The following is a 20,237-nucleotide window of genomic DNA, read 5'->3' as shown; positions in this document are numbered from 1 at the left end:
ATCACCATGCGCCTGGTCATCATTGGAAACGGAATGGCGGCAACGCGGCTGATTGAGTCGCTGACCGACCGCGTCCCCGGGCGCTTCGTCATCACCGTCATTGGTGATGAGCGGGCTCCGGCCTACAACCGCATTCAGCTCTCCCCGGTGCTGGGTGGCGAGAAAGAGGCGAACGCCACGCGACTGCACGATGACGCCTGGTATCGTGTGCGCGGCGTCACGGTGCTGAGCGGCGAACGGGTGCTGGCGGTAGAGTGCGAAGCGCGGATGCTGCGCACCGATAAACGTCTGATGGGGTGGGATGAGCTGGTGTTTGCCACCGGGTCCCGGCCCTTTGTGCCACCGATCACCGGCGTGGGTCTGCCGCATGTCTTTACCTTCCGCACCCTCGATGACGTCAACGCCATTCTGGCGACCCCCGGCCCGGCGATAGTGCTAGGGGGTGGGGTGCTCGGGGTAGAAGCCGCCGCGGCGTTACAACGTCACCGTTACAACGTCACTTTAGTCCATCGAGGCCCCTGGCTGATGGAGCAGCAGCTGGATCAGCAGGCCGGGCTGCTGCTGGAGCAGGCGCTGAGCGAGCGGGGCATCGACTGCGAGCTGAACGGCGGCCTGACGGCCATCAATCCAGACAGCGTCACCCTCAGCAACGGTCGCACTTTAGCCGCCACGCGGGTGGTGCTGGCCACGGGCGTGACGCCCAACATCGCCCTGGCCGAGGCCAGCGGCGTGCCGTGCGGGCGCGGCATTCGGGTAGATGACCAGATGCGCACTGCCTTAGAGGGCATCAGCGCTATCGGCGAGTGCTGCGAAATTGACGGCCAGACCTGGGGCCTGGTGGCTCCGTGCCTGGCTCAGGCGGAGATCCTTGCCGCCCGTCTGGCCGGGGAGAACGTCACCCCCTTTACCCCGCAGCAAAACGGTATGCGCCTGAAGGTGACCGGCGTGGAGCTGTTCAGCGCCGGGGAAGTCACCGCGCAACAGGATGACGCGGTGTGGACCAGCTGGGATCCGTTGACCCGCCACTACCGCCGCTTACTGGTTCGTAACGGCACGCTGGCAGGCGTGCTGATGATGGGGGAGTGTCGCAGCGCGGCCACCCTTACCGATTTACTGGCAACGTCAGAACCCGCCCAGGCGGACTGGCTGTTCGATCGATTCACTACGCAGCCGCTGGTTGCAGGACAAAACGCGATGACAAAACCTACTCTGATTGTGGTTGGGCACGGTATGGTCGGCCACCATTTTCTTGAAGACTGCGTGAACCGCGGTTTGCATCAGCAATACCAGATTGTGGTCTTCGGTGAAGAGCGCTATGCCGCCTACGACCGCGTCCATCTCTCGGAATACTTTGCCGGACGCAGCGCCGACTCGCTGTCGATGGTAAACGGTGATTTCTTTGCCGATAACGGCATTGAGCTGCGCCTGTCCCAGCAGATTGTCGCCATCGATCGCGACGCCCGGGTGGTGCGCACCGCAGGCGGGCACGAAACCCACTGGGATAAACTGGTGCTGGCCACCGGATCTTATCCGTTTGTACCCCCGGTGCCGGGGCGCGAGCTGCCGGGCTGCTTTGTCTACCGTACCCTTGACGATCTGGACCAGATTGCTGCCCATGCCAAAGGCTCCCGCACCGGGGTGGTGATCGGCGGCGGGCTGCTGGGGCTGGAGGCGGCCAACGCCCTGAAACAGCTCGGGCTGGAGACCCACGTGGTGGAGTTCGCCCCCAACCTGATGGCGGTGCAGCTCGATAACGACGGGGCCGCCATGCTGCGGCGCAAAATCGAAGCCCTCGGTGTGGGGGTACACACCAGCAAAGCCACCACTGAGATCGCCAACACCGACGCGGGCAAGGTGCTGCGTTTTGCCGATGGCAGCGAGCTGGCCGCCGACATGGTGGTCTTTTCCGCCGGGATCCGCCCGCAGGATGCGCTGGCCCGGAGCTGCGATCTGATGCTGGGCGAGCGGGGCGGGATCGCCATCGACAACCAGTGCCGCACCTCCGACGAGGATATCTTCGCCATCGGGGAGTGCGCCCTGTGGGAAGGTAAAATCTATGGCCTTGTCGCGCCCGGCTACCAGATGGCGCGGGTAGCCAGCGCCGCGCTGGCCGGGGAGGCGAACGCCTTCACCGGGGCGGACATGAGCACCAAACTCAAGCTGCTGGGGGTGGACGTGGCCTCGTTTGGCGATGCTCACGCCCGTACGCCGGGGGCACAGAGCTACCAGTGGACCCACGGCCCGCAGCAGATCTACAAAAAGATCGTGGTTAGCGCCGACAACAAAACCCTGCTCGGCGGGGTGCTGGTGGGGGATGCCAGCGAATACGCCACCCTGGTGCAGATGATGCTCAACGATATCCGTCTGCCGAAGGATCCTGAGACCCTGATCCTGCCCGCCGTGGCGGGCAGCGCCCCGAAAGCGCTGGGGGTGGCAGCTCTGCCGGAGAGCGCGCAGATCTGCTCCTGCCACAACGTCAGCAAAGGCGATATCTGCCAGGCGGTGAGCAACGGTGCCACCGACATCGGGGCGGTAAAACAGTGCACCAAAGCGGCCACCGGCTGTGGCGGGTGCAGCGCGCTGGTAAAACAGGTGATGGAGTTCCAGCTGGCAGCCCAGGGCGTGGAGGTGAAAAAGGATATCTGCGAGCACTTCGCCTGGTCACGCCAGGAGATCTACCACCTGGTGCGCGTCAACCGTATCCACACTTTTGAGCAACTGATTAGCCGCTACGGCCAGGGGCACGGGTGCGAGATCTGTAAGCCGCTGGTGGGCTCGGTGCTGGCCTCCTGCTGGAACGAATACCTGCTCAAACCGGCCCATCTGCCGCTGCAGGACACCAACGACCGCTACTTTGCCAACATCCAGAAAGACGGCACCTACTCGATTGTGCCACGCATGGCCGCGGGGGAAGTGACCGCCGACGGGCTGATCGCCATCGGCCAGATCGCCAAACGCTATCAGCTGTACAGCAAAATCACCGGCGGGCAGCGTATCGACCTGTTTGGTGCCCGGCTGGAGCAGCTCCCGGAGATCTGGCAGCAGCTGATCGATGCCGGGTTTGAAACCGGCCACGCCTACGGCAAATCCCTGCGCACGGTAAAATCCTGCGTCGGCTCCACCTGGTGCCGCTACGGCGTGCAGGATTCTACCGGGCTGGCGGTGGTGCTGGAGAACCGCTACAAAGGGCTGCGCGCCCCGCACAAGATCAAGATGGCGGTATCGGGCTGCACCCGCGAGTGCGCCGAAGCCCAGAGCAAGGACGTGGGGGTGATCGCCACCGACAAGGGCTGGAACCTCTACCTGTGCGGCAACGGCGGGATGAAGCCGCGCCATGCGGATCTGTTTGCCAGCGATCTCGATGACGCCACGCTCCTGCGCTACGTCGATCGCTTCCTGATGTTCTACATCCGCACCGCCGATCGCCTGCAGCGCACCAGCACCTGGCGGGATAACCTTGAGGGCGGACTGGAGTATTTGCGGGAGGTGATCATCGACGACAGCCTCGGCATTGCCGACGAGCTGGAGCAGGAGATGCAGCGGGTGGTGGACACGTATCAGTGCGAATGGCAGACCACCCTGCAGGACCCGGGCCGTCTGGCACAGTTCCGCACCCTCGACGCGCAGCCTGCAGCAACCAAACGCTGGCAGGCGGTTTGTTCTCTGGAGGAGATCCCCGAGGAGGCGGGAATTGGTGCCCGTCTGGGTGAGCAGCCCATCGCGCTGTTCCGCTTTGGCAAGTCGGTCTACGCCCTGGAAGACCGGGAGCCGGGCGGCAGCGCCAGCGTGCTCTCCCGCGGTATCCTCGGCGATGCTGGCGGTGAGCCGGTGGTGATCTCCCCGCTGTATAAAACGCGGATCCGTCTGCGGGATGGGCGTCAGGTCGATACCGGTGAAGTAGCGGTCCGCGCCTGGCCGGTGAAGGTTGACGGCGACCGGGTGCTGGTGGGCAGCGAAGAGCTGGTGATGCGTGCGGAGGCCTCATGAGTGAAACCCAAACGACCTGTCCCTACTGCGGCGTCGGCTGCGGAGTGATCGCAACCGTGGAAGATGGCACGGTGAGCGTGCGCGGCGACGACAGCCATCCGGCCAACTTCGGTCGGCTGTGTGTTAAAGGCTCGGCGTTGGGAGAGACCATCGGCCTGGCGGGCCGCCTGCTGCACCCGGAGGTGGACGACCAGCCGGTGAGCTGGGAGCAGGCGCTGGAGACGGCGGGTACCCGCCTGCGGGAAATCATCGACACCTACGGGCCGCAGGCGGTGGCCTTTTATGCCTCAGGCCAGCTGCTGACTGAGGATTACTATGCTGCCAACAAGCTGATGAAAGGCTTTATCGGCGCGGCCAATATCGACACCAACTCCCGGCTCTGCATGTCCTCGGCAGTGGTAGGCTACAAGCGCGCCTTCGGGGAGGACATCGTTCCGTGCAGCTACGACGATGTGGAGCATACCGACCTGGTGGTACTGGTAGGCTCCAACGCTGCCTGGACCCATCCGGTGCTCTGGCAGCGGCTGGCGCAGGCCCGCGCCGCTAATCCGGCGATGAAGGTGGTGGTGATCGACCCGCGGCGCACCGCGACCTGCGACATTGCCGACCTGCATCTGGCCCTGGCGCCGGGCAGCGATGCCGGGCTGTTTGTCGGCCTGCTGCACGCCATTGATCCTGCGCAGGCCAGCGACTGGCCGCCCGAGCGGGTAGCGGCGTTTTGCGACCTGCCGCCTGAGGAGGTCGCCACCTTTTACGCCTGGTTTAACGCCGCCCCGCGGGCGGTGACGCTCTACACCATGGGGATCAACCAGTCCACCAGCGGCAGCGACAAGTGCAATGCGATTATTAACGTCCATCTGGCGAGCGGCAAAATTGGCCGCGAAGGCTGCGGGCCGTTTTCGTTGACCGGTCAGCCCAATGCGATGGGCGGCCGTGAGGTGGGCGGTCTGGCGAATCAGCTGGCGGCGCACATGAACTTTACCCCAGACGATCTCTGCCGGGTGGCGCGCTTCTGGGGAACGGAGCGGCTGGCCCAGACCCCGGGGCTGATGGCGGTGGAGCTGTTCGAGGCCATTGCCCGCGGGGAGGTGAAAGCGGTGTGGATCATGGGTACCAACCCGGCGGTGTCACTCCCGGACAGCCATGCGGTCTGTCAGGCCCTGGCCGCCTGTCCGCTGGTGCTGGTCTCGGAAGTGATGCGCGATACCGATACCAGCCGCTTCGCCCACATCCGCTTTCCGGCGCTTGGCTGGGGGGAGAAAAACGGCACCGTCACTAACTCTGAACGACGTATCTCACGCCAGCGCGCCTTTCTGCCCGCGCCCGGCGAGGCAAAACCGGACTGGTGGATCATCGCCCGTCTTGCTGAAAAACTGGGCCACGGCGCGGCCTTTGCCTGGGATCATCCCCACGCCATTTTTACCGAGCATGCCGGGCTGTCGGCGTTTGAAAACCAGGGTGAACGGGCGTTTAACCTCGCTGAACTGGCACAGCTGACCCGCGAGCAGTGGGACGAACTGTCTCCCTGGCAGTGGCCCATTCATCGTGAGGCGTTAACCCACGCCCGTATTATCCCGGTCACTCCGCAGCCGCACGGCGCCACGCCGGATCTGCTCTATCCCTTCATGCTCAATAGCGGGCGACTACGGGATCAGTGGCACACCATGACCCGCACCGGCTATGTCCCGCGCCTGATGCAGCACCGGGATGAGCCGACGGTGGATATTTCCCCGCAGGATGCCGCCCGGCTGGGAGTTCAGGACGGACAGCTGACGCGCATCAGCGGCCCGCGTGGGCTGATGGTGGCCCGGGCGCGGATCGCTGCCGGGCAGCGCGCCGGGGAGCTGTTTGTCCCGATGCACTGGAACAGCTGTTTTTCGCGCCAGGGCAAGGTTAATGCCCTGGTGGAGGGACGCTGCGATCCCCATTCCGGTCAACCGGAAAGCAAGCAGACCGCGGTGCGGCTGATGCCCTGGCAGCCCGCCTGGCAGGGGGAGCTGTACAGCCGCGAGGAATTGACTCTGCCGACGCACGTCCACTGGTGGCGCAAGGCGACCGCCGGGGTGTCGCGCCTGACCCTGGCGGGGGACAAGCCGCTGCTGGAGTGGCTGATGGCACACTGCACCGGGCAGGGCTGGCAGCTGCAAATCGCGCAAACCGGCGAGCGTAGCAGCCTCCTGGCCTGGCATGACGGGGCGCTGATGCTGGGATTCTGGCAGGGCAGCGTATTACCGACGCTGGGGCATGCCTTTATTGAAGAGGCGTTTCGCACCGCCCCGGTGGAGCTGGCCGAACGTCACGCTCTGCTGGACGGGCAACATCCCGGGGAGCGCGTTGAGCCCGGGCGTATTATCTGTAGCTGTTTCAGCGTTGGCGAAAACGCGATCCGTGCGGCGATTGCACAAGGGTGCGACTCGGCGGCGGCGCTGGGGGCGAAACTGCGCTGCGGCACTAACTGCGGCTCCTGCGTGCCGGAGCTAAAGGAGATGCTTTCCGTGCGGGTGTAAGTGCCTGATGGCGCTAACGCTTATCAGGCCTACGGTCCCGTAGGCCGGGTAAGCGCAGCGCCACCCGGCAATCAGGCACCCTATTTCAGGATATTCCTGAAATTTTCCTTAGGGCTGAAATTTTTCCTCAACCGCGCTAAGGTGTTAACTCTGTTTTCATCAACACAGGCTCCCTTTCACGACGGTGATGGTTGTTTCTCCCCGCATACGCTGGCTGTTCCTCCTCCTCTGTACTCCCGGAGCCGTTCACAGTGCCCCGAATTCCTTTATCCAGCAGGCGCAAAACCCCTTTGATAATAACGGCGACAGCCTGCCGGACTTAGGCATGGCGACGCCAACGGGGGAGGGTGAAAAGCATCTGGCGGAGATGGCGAAAGCCTTCGGGGAGGCCAGCATGACCGACAACGGCCTGACCACCGAGGAGCAGGCCCGGCAGTTTGCCCTGAGCCAGGTGCGGGACGCGGTCAGTCAGGAGGTCAATCAGCACATCGAATCGTGGCTCTCTCCCTGGGGCAACGCCAGCGTCGATCTGCTGGTGGATGATGAGGGGCAATTCACCGGCAGCAAGGGCAGCTGGTTTATCCCCTGGCAGGATAACAATCGCTATCTGACCTGGAGCCAGCTCGGCCTGACCCAGCAGGAGGACGGCCTGGTGAGCAACGCGGGCATCGGCCAGCGCTGGGTGGCGGGCAAATGGCTGCTGGGTTACAACACCTTTTACGACAATCTGCTGGATGAAAACCTGCAACGCGCCGGGCTGGGGGCGGAAGCCTGGGGCGAATACCTGCGCCTGTCGGCCAACTACTATCAGCCCTTTGCCAGCTGGCGTGACAGCTCGGCGGTAGAGGAGCAGCGTATGGCGCGCGGGTACGACGTCACCGCCAAAGCCTGGCTGCCGTTCTGGCATCACCTCAATACCAGCGTCAGCTTTGAACAATACTACGGCGATAACGTCGATCTGTTTCATACCGGTACCGGGTATCGTAACCCGCTGGCGGTCAATCTGGGGTTGGATTATACCCCGGTGCCGCTGGTGACCTTCTCCGCCGCGCACAAGCAGGGGGAGAGCGGGGTGAGCCAGAATAACCTTGGCCTGAAGCTCAACTATCGCTTCGGGGTACCGCTGAAAAAACAGCTCTCCGCCAGCGAAGTGATAGACAGTCGCTCCCTGCGGGGCAGTCGCTACGATCCGCCGGAACGCGAGAGCCTGCCGGTGCTGGAGTTCCGCCAGCGCAAGACCCTGTCGGTATGGCTGGCCACACCGCCGTGGGATCTGCACCCGGGTGAGACGGTGGTACTGAAGCTGGATATTCGCAGCCGACACGGGGTGCGAGCGCTGCACTGGCAGGGGGATACTCAGGCGTTGAGTCTGACCTCACCGGCGCAGGCCAGTGACAGTGACGGCTGGAGCATTATTCTGCCAGCGTGGGATAACCGCGAGGGGGCGAGCAATCGCTGGAAACTGTCGGTGGTGGTGGAAGATAAAGCCGGGCAGCGTGTCTCTTCCAATGAGATCACGCTGGCATTAACGCAGCCGCTGCTGGCGCTGCCAGAAGAGGACCCGCGCTGGACGCTGCTGCCGAACGAGTAGACTCAGAAAATGCGTTCCTGATGGACCCACACCGCGGCTTCCACGCGAGATTTCAGCTTCATCTTCTTCAGCATATGTTTCACGTGCACTTTAACCGTGCTTTCGGTGATGTCCAGGCGACGAGCAATCATCTTGTTCGGCAGCCCCTGGGCAATCAGCTTGAGGATATCGCGTTCGCGCGGGGTCAGCTGGCTGACGTCGCGGTCAGAGGTAGCGCGGTTGGCGCGCAGGCTGGCCGCCAGCACCGGGGTCAGGGCTTCGCTCAGGACCATGTCACCGGCCGCCGCCTGCTGCAGGGATTTCAACAGCTCTTCCGGTTCCATATCTTTCAGCAGGTAGCCATCGGCGCCGCGTTTCAGGGCGGTGACCACGTCCTCTTCATGGTTGGAGACGCTGAACACCACCACCCGGCCGGAGAGCGATTTCTCGCGCAGCTTGTCCAGGGTTTCAAGGCCGTTCATGCCGGGCATATTCAGGTCGAGCAGGATCAAATCAGGATCGAGCGCCTCGGCCAGTTCAATGCCCTGTTCACCGTTGCTGGCTTCGCCCACGACGGTGATATCCGAGGCCATGCTGATAAGTTGTTTTACGCCGGTGCGCAGCATCGGATGATCGTCGATCAGCAGGATTGTGGCTGGCTCCTGATTAGACATGGTGTTCTCCTTGGGCAGTGAAAAGAGGCTTTTCGGGAATAAAGGTGACAATAACGTCCGTTCCGCCAGACTCGCCTGGACGGACCTGACAATCTCCACGCAGACTTTGTGCGCGGTCGCGCATAATAATCAGACCGTAGTGGTTACTTCTTTCGGCGTTGGCCGGTAAACCGCGGCCGTTGTCGCGCACCACCAGTTTGACCTGGTTGTCGTGTTGACTGACGGTGAGCGAAACCGCCGTCGCCCCGGAATGTTTCAGCGCGTTGCTTAACGCTTCCCGGGCGATCTGCAGCAGATGAATGGCCTGGTGAGAGGGGACAAACCGCGGTGGAAGCTGGTAATCCAGCGAGACGGTAAAGCCGAGCCGGGCGCTGAACTCCTGGCAGCTGGCCTCCAGCGCCGGACGAAGACCGGGCTCCGTCAGCTGCAGGCGGAAGGTGGTCAGCAACTCGCGGAGCTGCACCCAGGAGGTGTTCAGCTCATTGCGGATCTGGCTCAACAGCTGTTTGTGGCTCTCCGGCAGGTCGGTGTCCTGCATCTGCAGACAGCTGACCTGCATCTTCATACAGGAGAGCGACTGGGCGATGGAGTCGTGCAGCTCCCGGGCGATGGTGGCGCGCTCTTCCATCACAATCAGCTGCTGCTGTTTTTCCTGGTGGCGGTCGAGCGCCAGGGTGGCGGTCAGCTGCTCCACCAGGGTATCCACCAGCTGCTGCTGATCGTGGTTAAGGTGGCGTCCGGCCGGCAGGGTAGCCAGTAAAATGCCGTACTGTGTCAGGTTATCCGCCAGCCGCCACTTCAGGGTTGTGCCGCTGGTGGTCAGCGGCGGCAGGCTGCGCGGACAGAGGTGGCAGCCGATTTCATCGCAGCTCATATCTGACTGACAGGTAAATTCCTGGTGATTCTCTTCATCTTCCATGTCATACACCCGCAGCTCAATGTCGTGCAGCAGGGTCAGATTCTGCAGGCCGTTAAGCACCGGCGAGAGCCGCTCGCACAGCGGTACCTGAGAGTGCAGGCGGCGGTTGGCCTGCCAGAGGAAGGAGAGGATCTCGTTTTTCTGCTCCAGCCCGGCAGTTTTTTCCCGCACCCGCTGCTCCAGTACCGCATAGCTTTCGGCCAGCTCCCCGGACATGGTGTTCAGCGCTTCGCCGAGCATCGCCATCTCATTGCGACCGTTAATGTGCGCGCGTTGGGTAAAATCGCGCTGGGTAACCGCCCGGGCCACCGCCAGCAGCTGTCGCCAGGGATGCAACAGCCGGGCACGCAGCCAGATAATGGTGAACACCAGCAGCAGGGCCATAAACAGCACCATCAGCCGCTGCATCACCACTACCCGCGCAATGCGCTGTTCGGTGCTGCTGTCGAAGGCGGTGACCAGATTATCGATCCGGCTGACAAAAGCGGAGATATCACTGGCGACCGCGTCAGGGTTTTGTGCCTGCCGCAGGCCCGGTGCCAGCTGGTTTTGCCAGTAATCCTGCAGGGCTTTCAGCTGCGCCTGTTGGTCATCGTGCTGCGCCGCGCTTTGCAGCACCGGGCTGAAGGCCGTGGCATTCATCTCATCAAGGAGGACCTGATCTTTGGCTTCCAGCGGGATCGCCGCCAGCAGGCGATAGCTCTGCATGCGCAGCGAACCGGCTTTGTTAATGGCGTGCGCGCTGCCCTGAACGCCCTGCACCAGCCAGCCGGAAATTGCCATTCCCGCCACCCCGATTGCGGTAGACAGCATGACAATCAGCACCAGTTGGTTAACCAGCGTCAGCGGTGAAAAACAGCGTTTAAACATAGGGTAGTCTGGCTCCTGACAATGCCTGAACTCGGCAAGGGCTCTATTCTCAGCCATACCCTGGAGTATACCCATACCTAAAAAGGATTACCCATTAATTGCCATTTGTCTGATGAATGGGGGGAGGGGGTAAGCGGGGAGTAGCAGTCCAGTGAAAAACCACACCTTTTTTAGCGGAATGGGCTACTCACCAGGGAGTACATCAACTTTTTCCGCCGGAATTTGCCTGCCTTGCCCTTGATTTATATCAACTTCCTGTCGGCTTAAAACCCTGATCTTTGTAGCATCTTTTAAGAATCAGAGGTGTCTATGAGTCACGCAACTACCCCCGAAAGGGATTCCGGCCCGGTCATTACGGAGTGGCGTCCGGAAGATCCGGCGTTCTGGCAACAGCGCGGTCAACGCATAGCCAGTCGTAATCTGTGGATTTCCGTTCCTTGTTTGCTGCTGGCGTTCTGCGTCTGGATGTTGTTCAGCGCCGTCGCCGTTAACCTGCCAAAAGTGGGCTTTACGTTTACTACCGACCAGCTGTTTATGTTAACGGCGCTACCGGCGCTCTCCGGTGCGTTGCTGCGTGTGCCTTATGCCTTTATGGTGCCGCTGTTTGGCGGCCGCCGCTGGACCGCGTTCAGTACCGGGATCATGATTATTCCGTGCGTGTGGCTGGGCTTTGCGGTGCAGGATACCTCTACGCCGTTCAGCGTCTTTGTGATTATCTCTCTGCTGTGTGGCTTTGCGGGCGCTAACTTTGCCTCCAGCATGGCTAACATCAGCTTCTTCTTCCCGAAACAGAAGCAGGGTGGCGCGCTGGGGATTAACGGCGGGCTGGGCAACATGGGCGTCAGCGTCATGCAGCTGATTGCGCCGCTGGCGATCTCGGTTTCTATCTTCGCAGCCTTTGGCGGTGCGGGCGTTGAGCAGGCTGATGGCTCATACCTGTTCCTGCAGAACGCGGCGTGGATCTGGGTGCCGTTCCTGGTGGTATTAACCCTGGCCGCATGGTTCGGCATGAACGATCTGGCGGCGTCGAAAGCCTCCCTGAGCGAACAGCTCCCGGTGCTGAAGCGTGCCCATCTGTGGATCATGGCGCTGCTCTATCTCGCCACCTTCGGCTCCTTTATCGGCTTCTCCGCCGGGTTTGCGATGCTGTCCAAAACCCAGTTCCCGGACGTGCAGATCCTGCACTACGCCTTCTTCGGCCCGTTCATTGGGGCTCTGGCGCGCTCCACCGGGGGGATGATCTCCGACCGTCTGGGCGGTACCCGCGTGACGCTGGTGAACTTCGTGCTGATGGCGATCTTCTGTGGCCTGCTGTTTATGACCCTGCCGGTTAACGGCGTGGGCGGCAACTTTGGCGCCTTCTTCGCGGTGTTTATGGTGCTGTTCCTGACCGCCGGGCTGGGTAGCGCCTCGACCTTCCAGATGATCTCGGTGATCTTCCGTAAGCTGACCATGGACCGCGTCAAAGCGCAGGGCGGCGACGAGCAGCAGGCGATGCGTGAAGCGGCTACCGACACTGCTGCCGCGCTGGGCTTCATCTCTGCGATTGGTGCCATTGGCGGGTTCTTTATCCCTAAAGCATTCGGCATCTCGCTGGACCTGACCGGCTCCCCGGCGGGTGCCATGAAAGTGTTCCTTGTTTTCTATATCGTCTGCGTGTTTGTCACCTGGCTGGTATATGGACGAAATTCTAATAAAAAATAAGTAAGTTTGATTATCCGTTTGCGCGGCCTGGTGCCGCGCTTTTTTTATCCCGATATTAGTTACAACATACTTAAGGGTATAACCCCGGCCGCCGCGCAGCCGCTGTGATCGCCATCGCTAATCAGGGGGCTCTACCCCTTAATACCCCTCCAGGTATCTGCCACGCGTGCTTTTGTACGATAAATACAAAATATCCATATAAAACAGCAGGTTGATATGTTGGGTTTTGTACCGCTTTAGGGGTAGTCGCGGATTAGCCGCGCTTAACATCCCCCGTTCCTCTTGATCGTTATCAATTCTCACCATCTTTCATAGCGTTACCTTCGCTGCAAATCAGCAATGTCGATTTAGAGAGCCACAGGCTCCACACAGGAGATACCCGATGAGCAAATTTTTGGACCGGTTTCGCTACTTCAAACAGAAGGGTGAGACTTTTGCCGATGGGCACGGCCAGGTTCTGGAGACCAACCGGGACTGGGAAGACGGTTACCGTCAGCGCTGGCAGCATGACAAAGTTGTCCGCTCCACCCACGGCGTAAACTGCACCGGCTCATGCAGCTGGAAGATTTTCGTGAAAAACGGTCTGGTGACCTGGGAAATGCAGCAGACGGACTACCCGCGTACCCGTCCGGATATGCCAAACCACGAACCGCGTGGCTGCCCGCGTGGCGCCAGCTACTCATGGTATCTCTACAGCGCCAACCGTCTGAAATACCCGCTGATGCGTAAACGCCTGATGAAGATGTGGCGTGAAGCGAAAGTGCAGCACAGCGATCCGGTTGATGCCTGGGCATCCATTATCGAAGACGCCGACAAAGCGAAAAGCTTCAAGCAGGCCCGCGGTCGCGGCGGCTTTGTCCGCTCCTCCTGGCAGGAAGTGAATGAGCTGATTGCCGCCTCTAACGTCTATACCGTCAAAACCTACGGCCCGGACCGTGTTGCAGGCTTCTCGCCGATCCCGGCGATGTCGATGGTCTCCTATGCGTCCGGCGCCCGCTACCTCTCCCTGATTGGCGGAACCTGCCTGAGCTTCTATGACTGGTACTGCGACCTGCCGCCTGCGTCTCCGCAGACCTGGGGTGAGCAGACTGACGTGCCGGAATCCGCTGACTGGTACAACTCCAGCTACATCATCGCCTGGGGCTCTAACGTGCCACAGACCCGTACCCCGGACGCCCACTTCTTTACCGAAGTGCGTTACAAAGGCACCAAAACCGTTGCCGTAACCCCGGACTACGCCGAAATCGCCAAACTGTGCGACCTGTGGCTGGCACCGAAGCAGGGTACCGATGCCGCGATGGCGCTGGCGATGGGGCACGTGATGCTGCGTGAGTTCCACCTCGACAAGCCAAGCCAGTACTTCACCGACTACGTGCGCAAATATACCGACATGCCGATGCTGGTGATGCTGGAAGAGCGTGACGGTTACTACGCCGCAGGCCGTATGCTGCGTGCCGCTGACCTGGTGGATGCGCTGGGCCAGGAAAACAACCCGGAATGGAAAACCGTTGCTTACAACAGCAATGGCGACATGATTGCTCCGAACGGCTCTATCGGCTTCCGCTGGGGCGAGAAGGGCAAGTGGAACCTCGAGCAGCGTAATGGCGCGACGGGCGAAGAGACCGAACTGCGTCTGAGCATGCTGGGCAGCCAGGACGAGATCGCTGACGTCGGCTTCCCGTACTTCGGCGGCGAAGGGTCTGAGCACTTCAACAAGGTTGAACTCCAGAACGTCCTGATGCACAAACTGCCGGTGAAACGCCTGCAGCTGGCCGATGGTTCTACCGCGCTGGTGACCACCGTTTACGACCTGACCCTGGCCAACTACGGCCTGGAGCGCGGTCTGAACGATGAAAACTGCGCTACCAGCTATGACGACGTCAAAGCTTACACCCCGGCCTGGGCAGAGCAGATCACCGGTGTTCCGCGGGCGCACATCATCCGTACCGCGCGTGAATTTGCTGATAACGCAGACAAGACCCACGGTCGGTCAATGATCATCGTCGGTGCCGGTCTGAACCACTGGTATCACCTCGATATGAACTATCGTGGCCTGATCAACATGCTGATCTTCTGCGGCTGCGTCGGTCAGAGCGGCGGCGGCTGGGCGCACTATGTCGGCCAGGAAAAACTGCGTCCGCAGACCGGCTGGCAGCCGCTGGCGTTTGCCCTCGACTGGCAGCGTCCGGCACGTCACATGAACAGCACCTCTTACTTCTATAACCACTCCAGCCAGTGGCGCTACGAGACGGTGACTGCCCAGGAGCTGCTCTCCCCGATGGCGGATAAATCCCGCTACAGCGGCCACCTGATCGATTTCAACGTGCGTGCAGAGCGCATGGGCTGGCTGCCGTCCGCACCTCAGCTGGGAACCAACCCGCTGCGCATCGCAGAAGAGGCGAAGAAAGCCGGGATGACCCCGGTGGATTACACCGTCAAATCCCTGAAAGAGGGCTCGATTCGCTTTGCGGCTGAACAGCCTGAGAACGGTAAAAACCACCCGCGTAACCTGTTCATCTGGCGCTCCAACCTGCTGGGCTCGTCCGGTAAAGGCCACGAGTACATGCTGAAATACCTGCTCGGGACCGAAAACGGTATCCAGGGTAAAGATCTCGGCAAGCAGGGCGGCGTGATGCCTGAAGAGGTGGAGTGGAAAGACAACGGTCTCGACGGCAAACTGGATCTGGTGGTGACTCTGGACTTCCGTCTCTCCAGCACCTGCCTCTACTCCGACATCGTGCTGCCGACGGCCACCTGGTATGAAAAAGACGACATGAATACCTCGGATATGCATCCGTTTATTCATCCGCTCTCTGCCGCCGTTGATCCGGCCTGGGAATCGAAGAGCGACTGGGATATCTACAAAGACATCGCGAAGAAATTCTCCGAAGTCTGCGTGGGCCATCTGGGCAAAGAGACCGACGTGGTCACGCTGCCAATCCAGCACGACTCCGCCGCCGAACTGGCGCAGCCGCTGGACGTGAAGGACTGGAAAAAAGGCGAATGCGACCTGATCCCGGGCGTGACAGCACCGCACATCATTCCGGTTGAGCGTGATTATCCGGCAACGTACGAGCGCTTTACCTCTATCGGTCCGCTGATGGAGAAAATCGGTAACGGCGGAAAAGGCATCGCCTGGAACACCCAGACCGAAATGGATCTGCTGCGTAAGCTCAACTACACCAAAGCGGACGGCCCGGCCAAAGGCCAGCCAATGCTGAACACGGCGATTGATGCGGCAGAGATGATCCTGACCCTGGCCCCGGAAACCAACGGCCAGGTGTCGGTGAAGGCCTGGGCTGCGCTGAGTGAATTTACCGGTCGCGACCATACCCATCTGGCGCTGAATAAAGAAGACGAGAAGATCCGCTTCCGCGATATTCAGGCCCAACCGCGCAAAATCATCTCCAGCCCGACCTGGTCTGGTCTGGAAGATGAGCACGTCTCCTACAACGCCGGTTATACCAACGTTCACGAGCTGATCCCATGGCGTACCCTGACCGGCCGTCAGTCGCTGTATCAGGATCACCAGTGGATGCGTGACTTCGGTGAGAGCCTGCTGGTGTACCGTCCGCCAATCGACACCCGTTCTGTGAAAGCCGTTATGGGCAAGAAATCCAACGGTAACCCGGAGAAGGCGCTGAACTTCCTGACGCCGCACCAGAAGTGGGGTATCCACTCCACCTACAGCGACAACCTGCTGATGCTGACCCTGTCGCGCGGTGGCCCGATTGTCTGGATGAGCGAAGCGGACGCCAAAGATCTGGGTATCGAAGATAACGACTGGATCGAAGTGTTCAACAGCAACGGTGCCCTGACGGCGCGTGCGGTAGTGAGCCAGCGTGTGCCGGCCGGGATGACCATGATGTACCACGCGCAGGAACGTATCGTGAACCTGCCGGGTTCAGAAATCACCGAGCAGCGCGGCGGTATTCACAACTCCGTGACCCGTATTACGCCGAAGCCGACCCACATGATCGGCGGCTATGCGCAGCTGGCCTACGGCTTTAACTACTACGGCACCGTAGGATCGAACCGCGATGAGTTCGTGGTGGTACGTAAGATGAAGAATATTAACTGGTTAGACGGCGAAGGTAATGACCAGGTACAGGAGAGCGTAAAATGAAAATTCGTTCACAAGTCGGCATGGTGCTGAATCTGGATAAATGCATCGGCTGTCATACCTGCTCAGTCACCTGTAAAAATGTCTGGACCAGCCGGGAAGGTATGGAGTACGCCTGGTTCAACAACGTTGAAAGCAAGCCGGGCACCGGCTTCCCGACCGACTGGGAAAACCAGGAGAAGTGGAAGGGCGGCTGGATCCGTAAAATCAACGGCAAACTGCAGCCGCGCATGGGTAACCGCGCGCTGCTGCTGGGTAAAATCTTCGCGAACCCGCATCTGCCGGGCATCGACGATTACTACGAGCCGTTTGATTTTGACTACCAGAACCTGCACAACGCGCCGGAAGGTAAACACCAACCGATCGCCCGTCCACGCTCGCTGATCACCGGTCAGCGCATGGACAAAATCACCAGCGGGCCAAACTGGGAAGAGATTCTGGGCGGCGAGTTTGAAAAACGCGCCAAAGACCAGAACTTCGAGAACATGCAGAAGGCGATGTACGGCCAGTTCGAAAACACCTTCATGATGTATCTGCCGCGCCTGTGCGAACACTGCCTGAACCCGGCCTGTGTCGCCACCTGCCCGAGCGGTGCCATCTACAAGCGTGAAGAAGACGGCATCGTGCTGATCGACCAGGACAAGTGCCGCGGCTGGCGTATGTGCATCACCGGCTGCCCGTACAAAAAGATCTACTTCAACTGGAAGAGCGGTAAGTCCGAGAAGTGCATCTTCTGCTACCCGCGTATCGAAGCCGGGATGCCAACCGTCTGCTCCGAGAGCTGCGTAGGCCGTATCCGCTACCTCGGCGTGCTGCTGTATGACGCAGATGCGATTGAGAACGCGGCAAGCACCGAGCATGAGAAAGATCTCTATCAGCGTCAGCTGGACGTGTTCCTCGATCCAAACGATCCGAAGGTAATCGCTCAGGCGCTGGCCGACGGCATTCCGCAGAGCGTGATCGACGCAGCGCAGCAGTCGCCGGTCTACAAAATGGCGATGGACTGGAAGCTGGCCCTGCCGCTGCATCCGGAATACCGCACATTGCCGATGGTCTGGTACGTGCCACCGCTGTCGCCGATTCAGTCTGCGGCGGACGCGGGCGAACTGGGCAGCAACGGTATCCTGCCGGATGTCGAAAGCCTGCGCATCCCGGTGCAGTATCTGGCGAACCTGCTGACTGCGGGTGACACCCAGCCGGTACTGCTGGCCCTGAAACGTATGCTGGCGATGCGCCACTTCAAACGTGCGGAGACCGTTGACGGCGTCATCGATACTCGCGCGCTGGAAGAGGTGGGCTTAAGCGAAGCGCAGGCCCAGGAGATGTACCGCTACCTGGCGATTGCTAACTACGAAGATCGCTTCGTGGTGCCAAGCAGCCACCGTGAGCTGGCCCGTGAAGCTTTCCCGGAGAAAAGCGGGTGTGGCTTTACCTTCGGCGACGGTTGCCACGGTTCAGACAATAAATTCAACCTGTTCAACAGCCGCCGCATCGATGCGATGGATGTGACCAGCAAAACGGAGCCGCACCAATGATTGAACTCGTCATTGTTTCGCGTCTGCTCGAGTACCCGGATGCTGCCCTTGCGCAGCATCAACAGGAACTCTTTGATGCACTCGCGTCATCGGAAAACCTGGATAAAGAGGATGCCCAGACACTGGGCGTTTTCCTCCGCGACCTGCTGGCGCGCGATCTTCTGGATGCCCAGTCTGACTACAGCCAGCTGTTTGATCGCGGCCGCGCCACCTCGCTGCTGCTGTTTGAACACGTTCACGGTGAATCCCGCGATCGCGGTCAGGCGATGGTCGATCTGATGGCCCAGTATGAGCAGCACGGTTTGCATCTCGACAGCCGCGAGCTGCCGGATCACCTCCCGCTGTATCTGGAATATCTGGCGCAGCTGCCGAAAGAAGAGGCGCTGGGCGGTTTGCAGGATATCGCGCCGATCCTGGCGTTGCTGGGCGCACGTCTGCAACAGCGTGAAAGCCGCTATGCGGTGCTGTTCGATCTGCTGGTGAAGCTGGCCAACGCTTCGGTAGACAGTGAAAAAGTGGCGGAGAAAATCGCGGATGAAGCCCGGGATGACACCCCCCAGGCGCTGGATGCGGTCTGGGAAGAGGAGCAGGTGAAGTTCTTTGCTGACCAGAGCTGCGGCGAGTCGGAAATCTCTGCTCACCAGCGTCGTTTTGCCGGTGCCGTTGCCCCGCAATATTTGAATATCTCTACCGGAGGACAGCAATAATGCACTTCCTGAATATGTTCTTCTTCGATATCTATCCGTACATTGCGGGTTCGGTCTTTCTGATTGGTAGCTGGCTGCGTTATGACTACGGTCAGTACACCTGGCGCGCCGCCTCCAGCCAGATGCTGGATCGCAAAGGGATGAACATGGCCTCGAACCTGTTCCACATCGGGATTCTGGGTATCTTTGCCGGTCACTTCCTCGGGATGCTGACCCCGCACTGGATGTATGAATCCTTCCTGCCGATGGACGTGAAGCAGAAGATGGCGATGATTGCCGGGGGCGCCTGCGGCGTGATGACCCTGGTGGGCGGCCTGATGCTGCTGAAACGTCGTCTGTTCAGCCCTCGCGTGCGGGCCACCACTACCGGGGCGGACATTCTGATCCTCTCCCTGCTAATGGTGCAGTGTGCGCTGGGTCTGCTGACTATTCCGTTCTCTGCACAACACATGGACGGCAGCGAAATGCTGAAGCTGGTGGGTTGGGCACAGTCGGTGGTGACCTTCCACGGCGGGGCGTCTGAGCATCTCGACGGCGTGGCTTTTGTCTTCCGCGTGCACCTGGTGCTGGGTATGACCCTGTTCCTGCTGTTCCCGTTCTCCCGTCTGGTGCATATCTGGAGCGCGCCGGTGGAGTACCTGACGCGCCGGTATCAGATTGTGCGAGCTCGTCGCTAATCCGCTGTTTTAATCGAAACCCCGCTCTGGCGGGGTTTTTTTTCGCCCCAGCCGAGGTTGTTGCCCGCCGCAGCCAACAGAATCAAGGCTCCGCCGGCCAGTTGGGTGAGATTCAGCGAGTGGCCAAACACCAGATTATCGACAATCAGCGCCACCACCGGGTAGATAAACGACAGCGAGCCGATGATGGGGGTAGGGAGCTTCTGGATGGCGCTGTAGAGCAGCTGATACATGATCCCGGTGTGGACAATGCCCAGCGTCAATAAAATCCCCCACGGGAAATCGGCAGTTAAAGCGGGCATATGCGCCAGCGGCAGGAGCATCACCACGCCGGTCAGAACCTGAATAAAGGCGATATGCTGCGGTGCAATGGTCTTTAATTTGCGGGTGATGATAGCGGTGAGGGCATAGAAGAAAGCCGCACCCAGCGCGAGGCCGATACCCGCCAGCCATCCCGCCTCATGCCCGCCCGTCAGTTCGCTGGAGAGCAGAATCACCACGCCGCCAAAGGCGAGGAACAGCCAGCCCCATTTCACCAGGCTTACCCGTTCACCCAGCAATATCCCCATCAGCACCAGCATAAAGGGCTGAGTGTTATAGACCACCGTCGACAGGCCGATAGAGATACGCTCAAAAGCGGCGAACAGCAGCAGCCAGTTCACAACCAGCGCGACGCCGCCAAGAACGGCGAGGCCCAGCGTGACTTTGGTTAAGGGGCTGAAAGGCTGTTTACTGAAACGAATAAAGAGAAACAGCGCAATCGCGCCGATCAGACAGCGCCAGAACACCACCTCTGTTACCGGCAAACCGGAGAGCAAAACAAAGGCTCCAATGGAACCGGATATCAGCATCGCCAGGCTCATTTGCCAGACGCCCTGTTGGATTTCACGCATTGCACACCTCCTGATTAATGCCCTTATTGTTGAAAAAAAGTGTCCGGTTTAACAGGGCTGATCTAAGGTAA

The 20,237-nt window shown here is 60.5% G+C and carries 11 protein-coding genes; 8 read left to right on the top strand and 3 right to left on the bottom strand.

All coding sequences use genetic code 11. The features are described 5' to 3' along the window. Positions 1 to 6 precede the first annotated feature (6 nt). The 3 genes from nirB to G7090_RS13125 all read left to right on the top strand — a co-directional run bounded on the left by nirB (position 7) and on the right by G7090_RS13125 (position 8,085). Entirely contained in the window at positions 7 to 3,987 is a 3,981-nt protein-coding gene (gene nirB, locus G7090_RS13135; RefSeq protein WP_166182716.1) for a nitrite reductase large subunit NirB, read from the top strand. Next, positions 3,984 to 6,494 (top strand): nitrate reductase, encoded by a 2,511-nt coding sequence (locus G7090_RS13130; RefSeq protein WP_166182715.1) that lies wholly within the window; start codon positions 3,984 to 3,986, stop codon positions 6,492 to 6,494. Before nirB ends, G7090_RS13130 begins: the two co-directional genes overlap by 4 nt. Positions 6,495 to 6,681: 187 nt before the next feature. Then, on the top strand, positions 6,682 to 8,085 hold the full coding sequence (locus G7090_RS13125; protein WP_166182714.1) for a YchO/YchP family invasin: 1,404 nt from the start codon (positions 6,682 to 6,684) through the stop codon (positions 8,083 to 8,085). Positions 8,086 to 8,087: 2 nt separating this feature from the next. Here G7090_RS13125 and narL read toward each other — a convergent pair whose 3' ends face one another. Together narL and narX are read right to left on the bottom strand one after the other, a co-directional pair. Then, positions 8,088 to 8,738 carry a two-component system response regulator NarL gene (gene narL, locus G7090_RS13120; protein WP_039030700.1) on the bottom strand — a complete coding sequence of 217 codons (651 nt, stop codon included), beginning with the start codon at positions 8,736 to 8,738 and terminating at the stop codon, positions 8,088 to 8,090. Further along, positions 8,731 to 10,527: a nitrate/nitrite two-component system sensor histidine kinase NarX gene (gene narX / locus G7090_RS13115; RefSeq protein WP_166182713.1), complete on the bottom strand. Its 1,797-nt coding sequence runs from the start codon at positions 10,525 to 10,527 to the stop codon at positions 8,731 to 8,733. The genes narL and narX overlap by 8 nt, the downstream gene beginning before the upstream one ends. Positions 10,528 to 10,836: 309 nt before the next feature. Between narX and G7090_RS13110 the strand changes: the two genes are divergently transcribed. From G7090_RS13110 to narI, 5 genes are all read left to right on the top strand, one after another. Beyond that, on the top strand, positions 10,837 to 12,231 hold the full coding sequence (locus tag G7090_RS13110; RefSeq protein ID WP_166182712.1) for a NarK family nitrate/nitrite MFS transporter: 1,395 nt from the start codon (positions 10,837 to 10,839) through the stop codon (positions 12,229 to 12,231). Between the two features lie 382 nt (positions 12,232 to 12,613). Continuing rightward, positions 12,614 to 16,357, top strand: a complete 3,744-nt coding sequence (locus G7090_RS13105) for a nitrate reductase subunit alpha (RefSeq protein ID WP_106993198.1) — start codon at positions 12,614 to 12,616, stop codon at positions 16,355 to 16,357. Continuing rightward, positions 16,354 to 17,889: a nitrate reductase subunit beta gene (gene narH / locus G7090_RS13100; RefSeq protein ID WP_106993197.1), complete on the top strand. Its 1,536-nt coding sequence runs from the start codon at positions 16,354 to 16,356 to the stop codon at positions 17,887 to 17,889. Before G7090_RS13105 ends, narH begins: the two co-directional genes overlap by 4 nt. Then, positions 17,886 to 18,596 carry a nitrate reductase molybdenum cofactor assembly chaperone gene (gene narJ, locus G7090_RS13095; RefSeq protein WP_166182711.1) on the top strand — a complete coding sequence of 237 codons (711 nt, stop codon included), beginning with the start codon at positions 17,886 to 17,888 and terminating at the stop codon, positions 18,594 to 18,596. The genes narH and narJ overlap by 4 nt, the downstream gene beginning before the upstream one ends. Further along, a complete protein-coding gene (gene narI / locus G7090_RS13090) occupies positions 18,596 to 19,273 on the top strand; it encodes a respiratory nitrate reductase subunit gamma (RefSeq protein WP_106993195.1) in 678 nt (225 codons plus the stop codon). The genes narJ and narI overlap by 1 nt, the downstream gene beginning before the upstream one ends. Here the strand turns inward: narI and G7090_RS13085 are convergent. Next, on the bottom strand, positions 19,270 to 20,166 hold the full coding sequence (locus G7090_RS13085) for a DMT family transporter (RefSeq protein ID WP_166182710.1): 897 nt from the start codon (positions 20,164 to 20,166) through the stop codon (positions 19,270 to 19,272). The two genes, narI and G7090_RS13085, sit on opposite strands and share 4 nt — an antisense overlap. Between the last annotated feature and the right edge of the window lie 71 nt (positions 20,167 to 20,237).

Source organism: Leclercia sp. 29361 (genome assembly GCF_011290365.1).
Taxonomy (GTDB): domain Bacteria; phylum Pseudomonadota; class Gammaproteobacteria; order Enterobacterales; family Enterobacteriaceae; genus Enterobacter; species Enterobacter tamurae.
Note: the sequence above shows the minus strand (reverse complement) of the source record. Positions and strands in the feature narration are given on the sequence as shown.

Bases quoted from the DNA above. Each gene is read 5' to 3' on its own strand.
- narX (WP_166182713.1), bottom strand. From the start codon at position 10,527: ATGTTTAAACGCTGTTTTTCACCGCTGACGCTGGTTAACCAACTGGTG.
- narH (WP_106993197.1), top strand. From the start codon at position 16,354: ATGAAAATTCGTTCACAAGTCGGCATGGTGCTGAATCTGGATAAATGC.
- narL (WP_039030700.1), bottom strand. From the start codon at position 8,738: ATGTCTAATCAGGAGCCAGCCACAATCCTGCTGATCGACGATCATCCG.
- G7090_RS13130 (WP_166182715.1), top strand. From the start codon at position 3,984: ATGAGTGAAACCCAAACGACCTGTCCCTACTGCGGCGTCGGCTGCGGA.
- G7090_RS13105 (WP_106993198.1), top strand. From the start codon at position 12,614: ATGAGCAAATTTTTGGACCGGTTTCGCTACTTCAAACAGAAGGGTGAG.
- narJ (WP_166182711.1), top strand. From the start codon at position 17,886: ATGATTGAACTCGTCATTGTTTCGCGTCTGCTCGAGTACCCGGATGCT.
- G7090_RS13085 (WP_166182710.1), bottom strand. From the start codon at position 20,166: ATGCGTGAAATCCAACAGGGCGTCTGGCAAATGAGCCTGGCGATGCTG.
- nirB (WP_166182716.1), top strand. From the start codon at position 7: ATGCGCCTGGTCATCATTGGAAACGGAATGGCGGCAACGCGGCTGATT.
- G7090_RS13110 (WP_166182712.1), top strand. From the start codon at position 10,837: ATGAGTCACGCAACTACCCCCGAAAGGGATTCCGGCCCGGTCATTACG.
- G7090_RS13125 (WP_166182714.1), top strand. From the start codon at position 6,682: ATGGTTGTTTCTCCCCGCATACGCTGGCTGTTCCTCCTCCTCTGTACT.
- narI (WP_106993195.1), top strand. From the start codon at position 18,596: ATGCACTTCCTGAATATGTTCTTCTTCGATATCTATCCGTACATTGCG.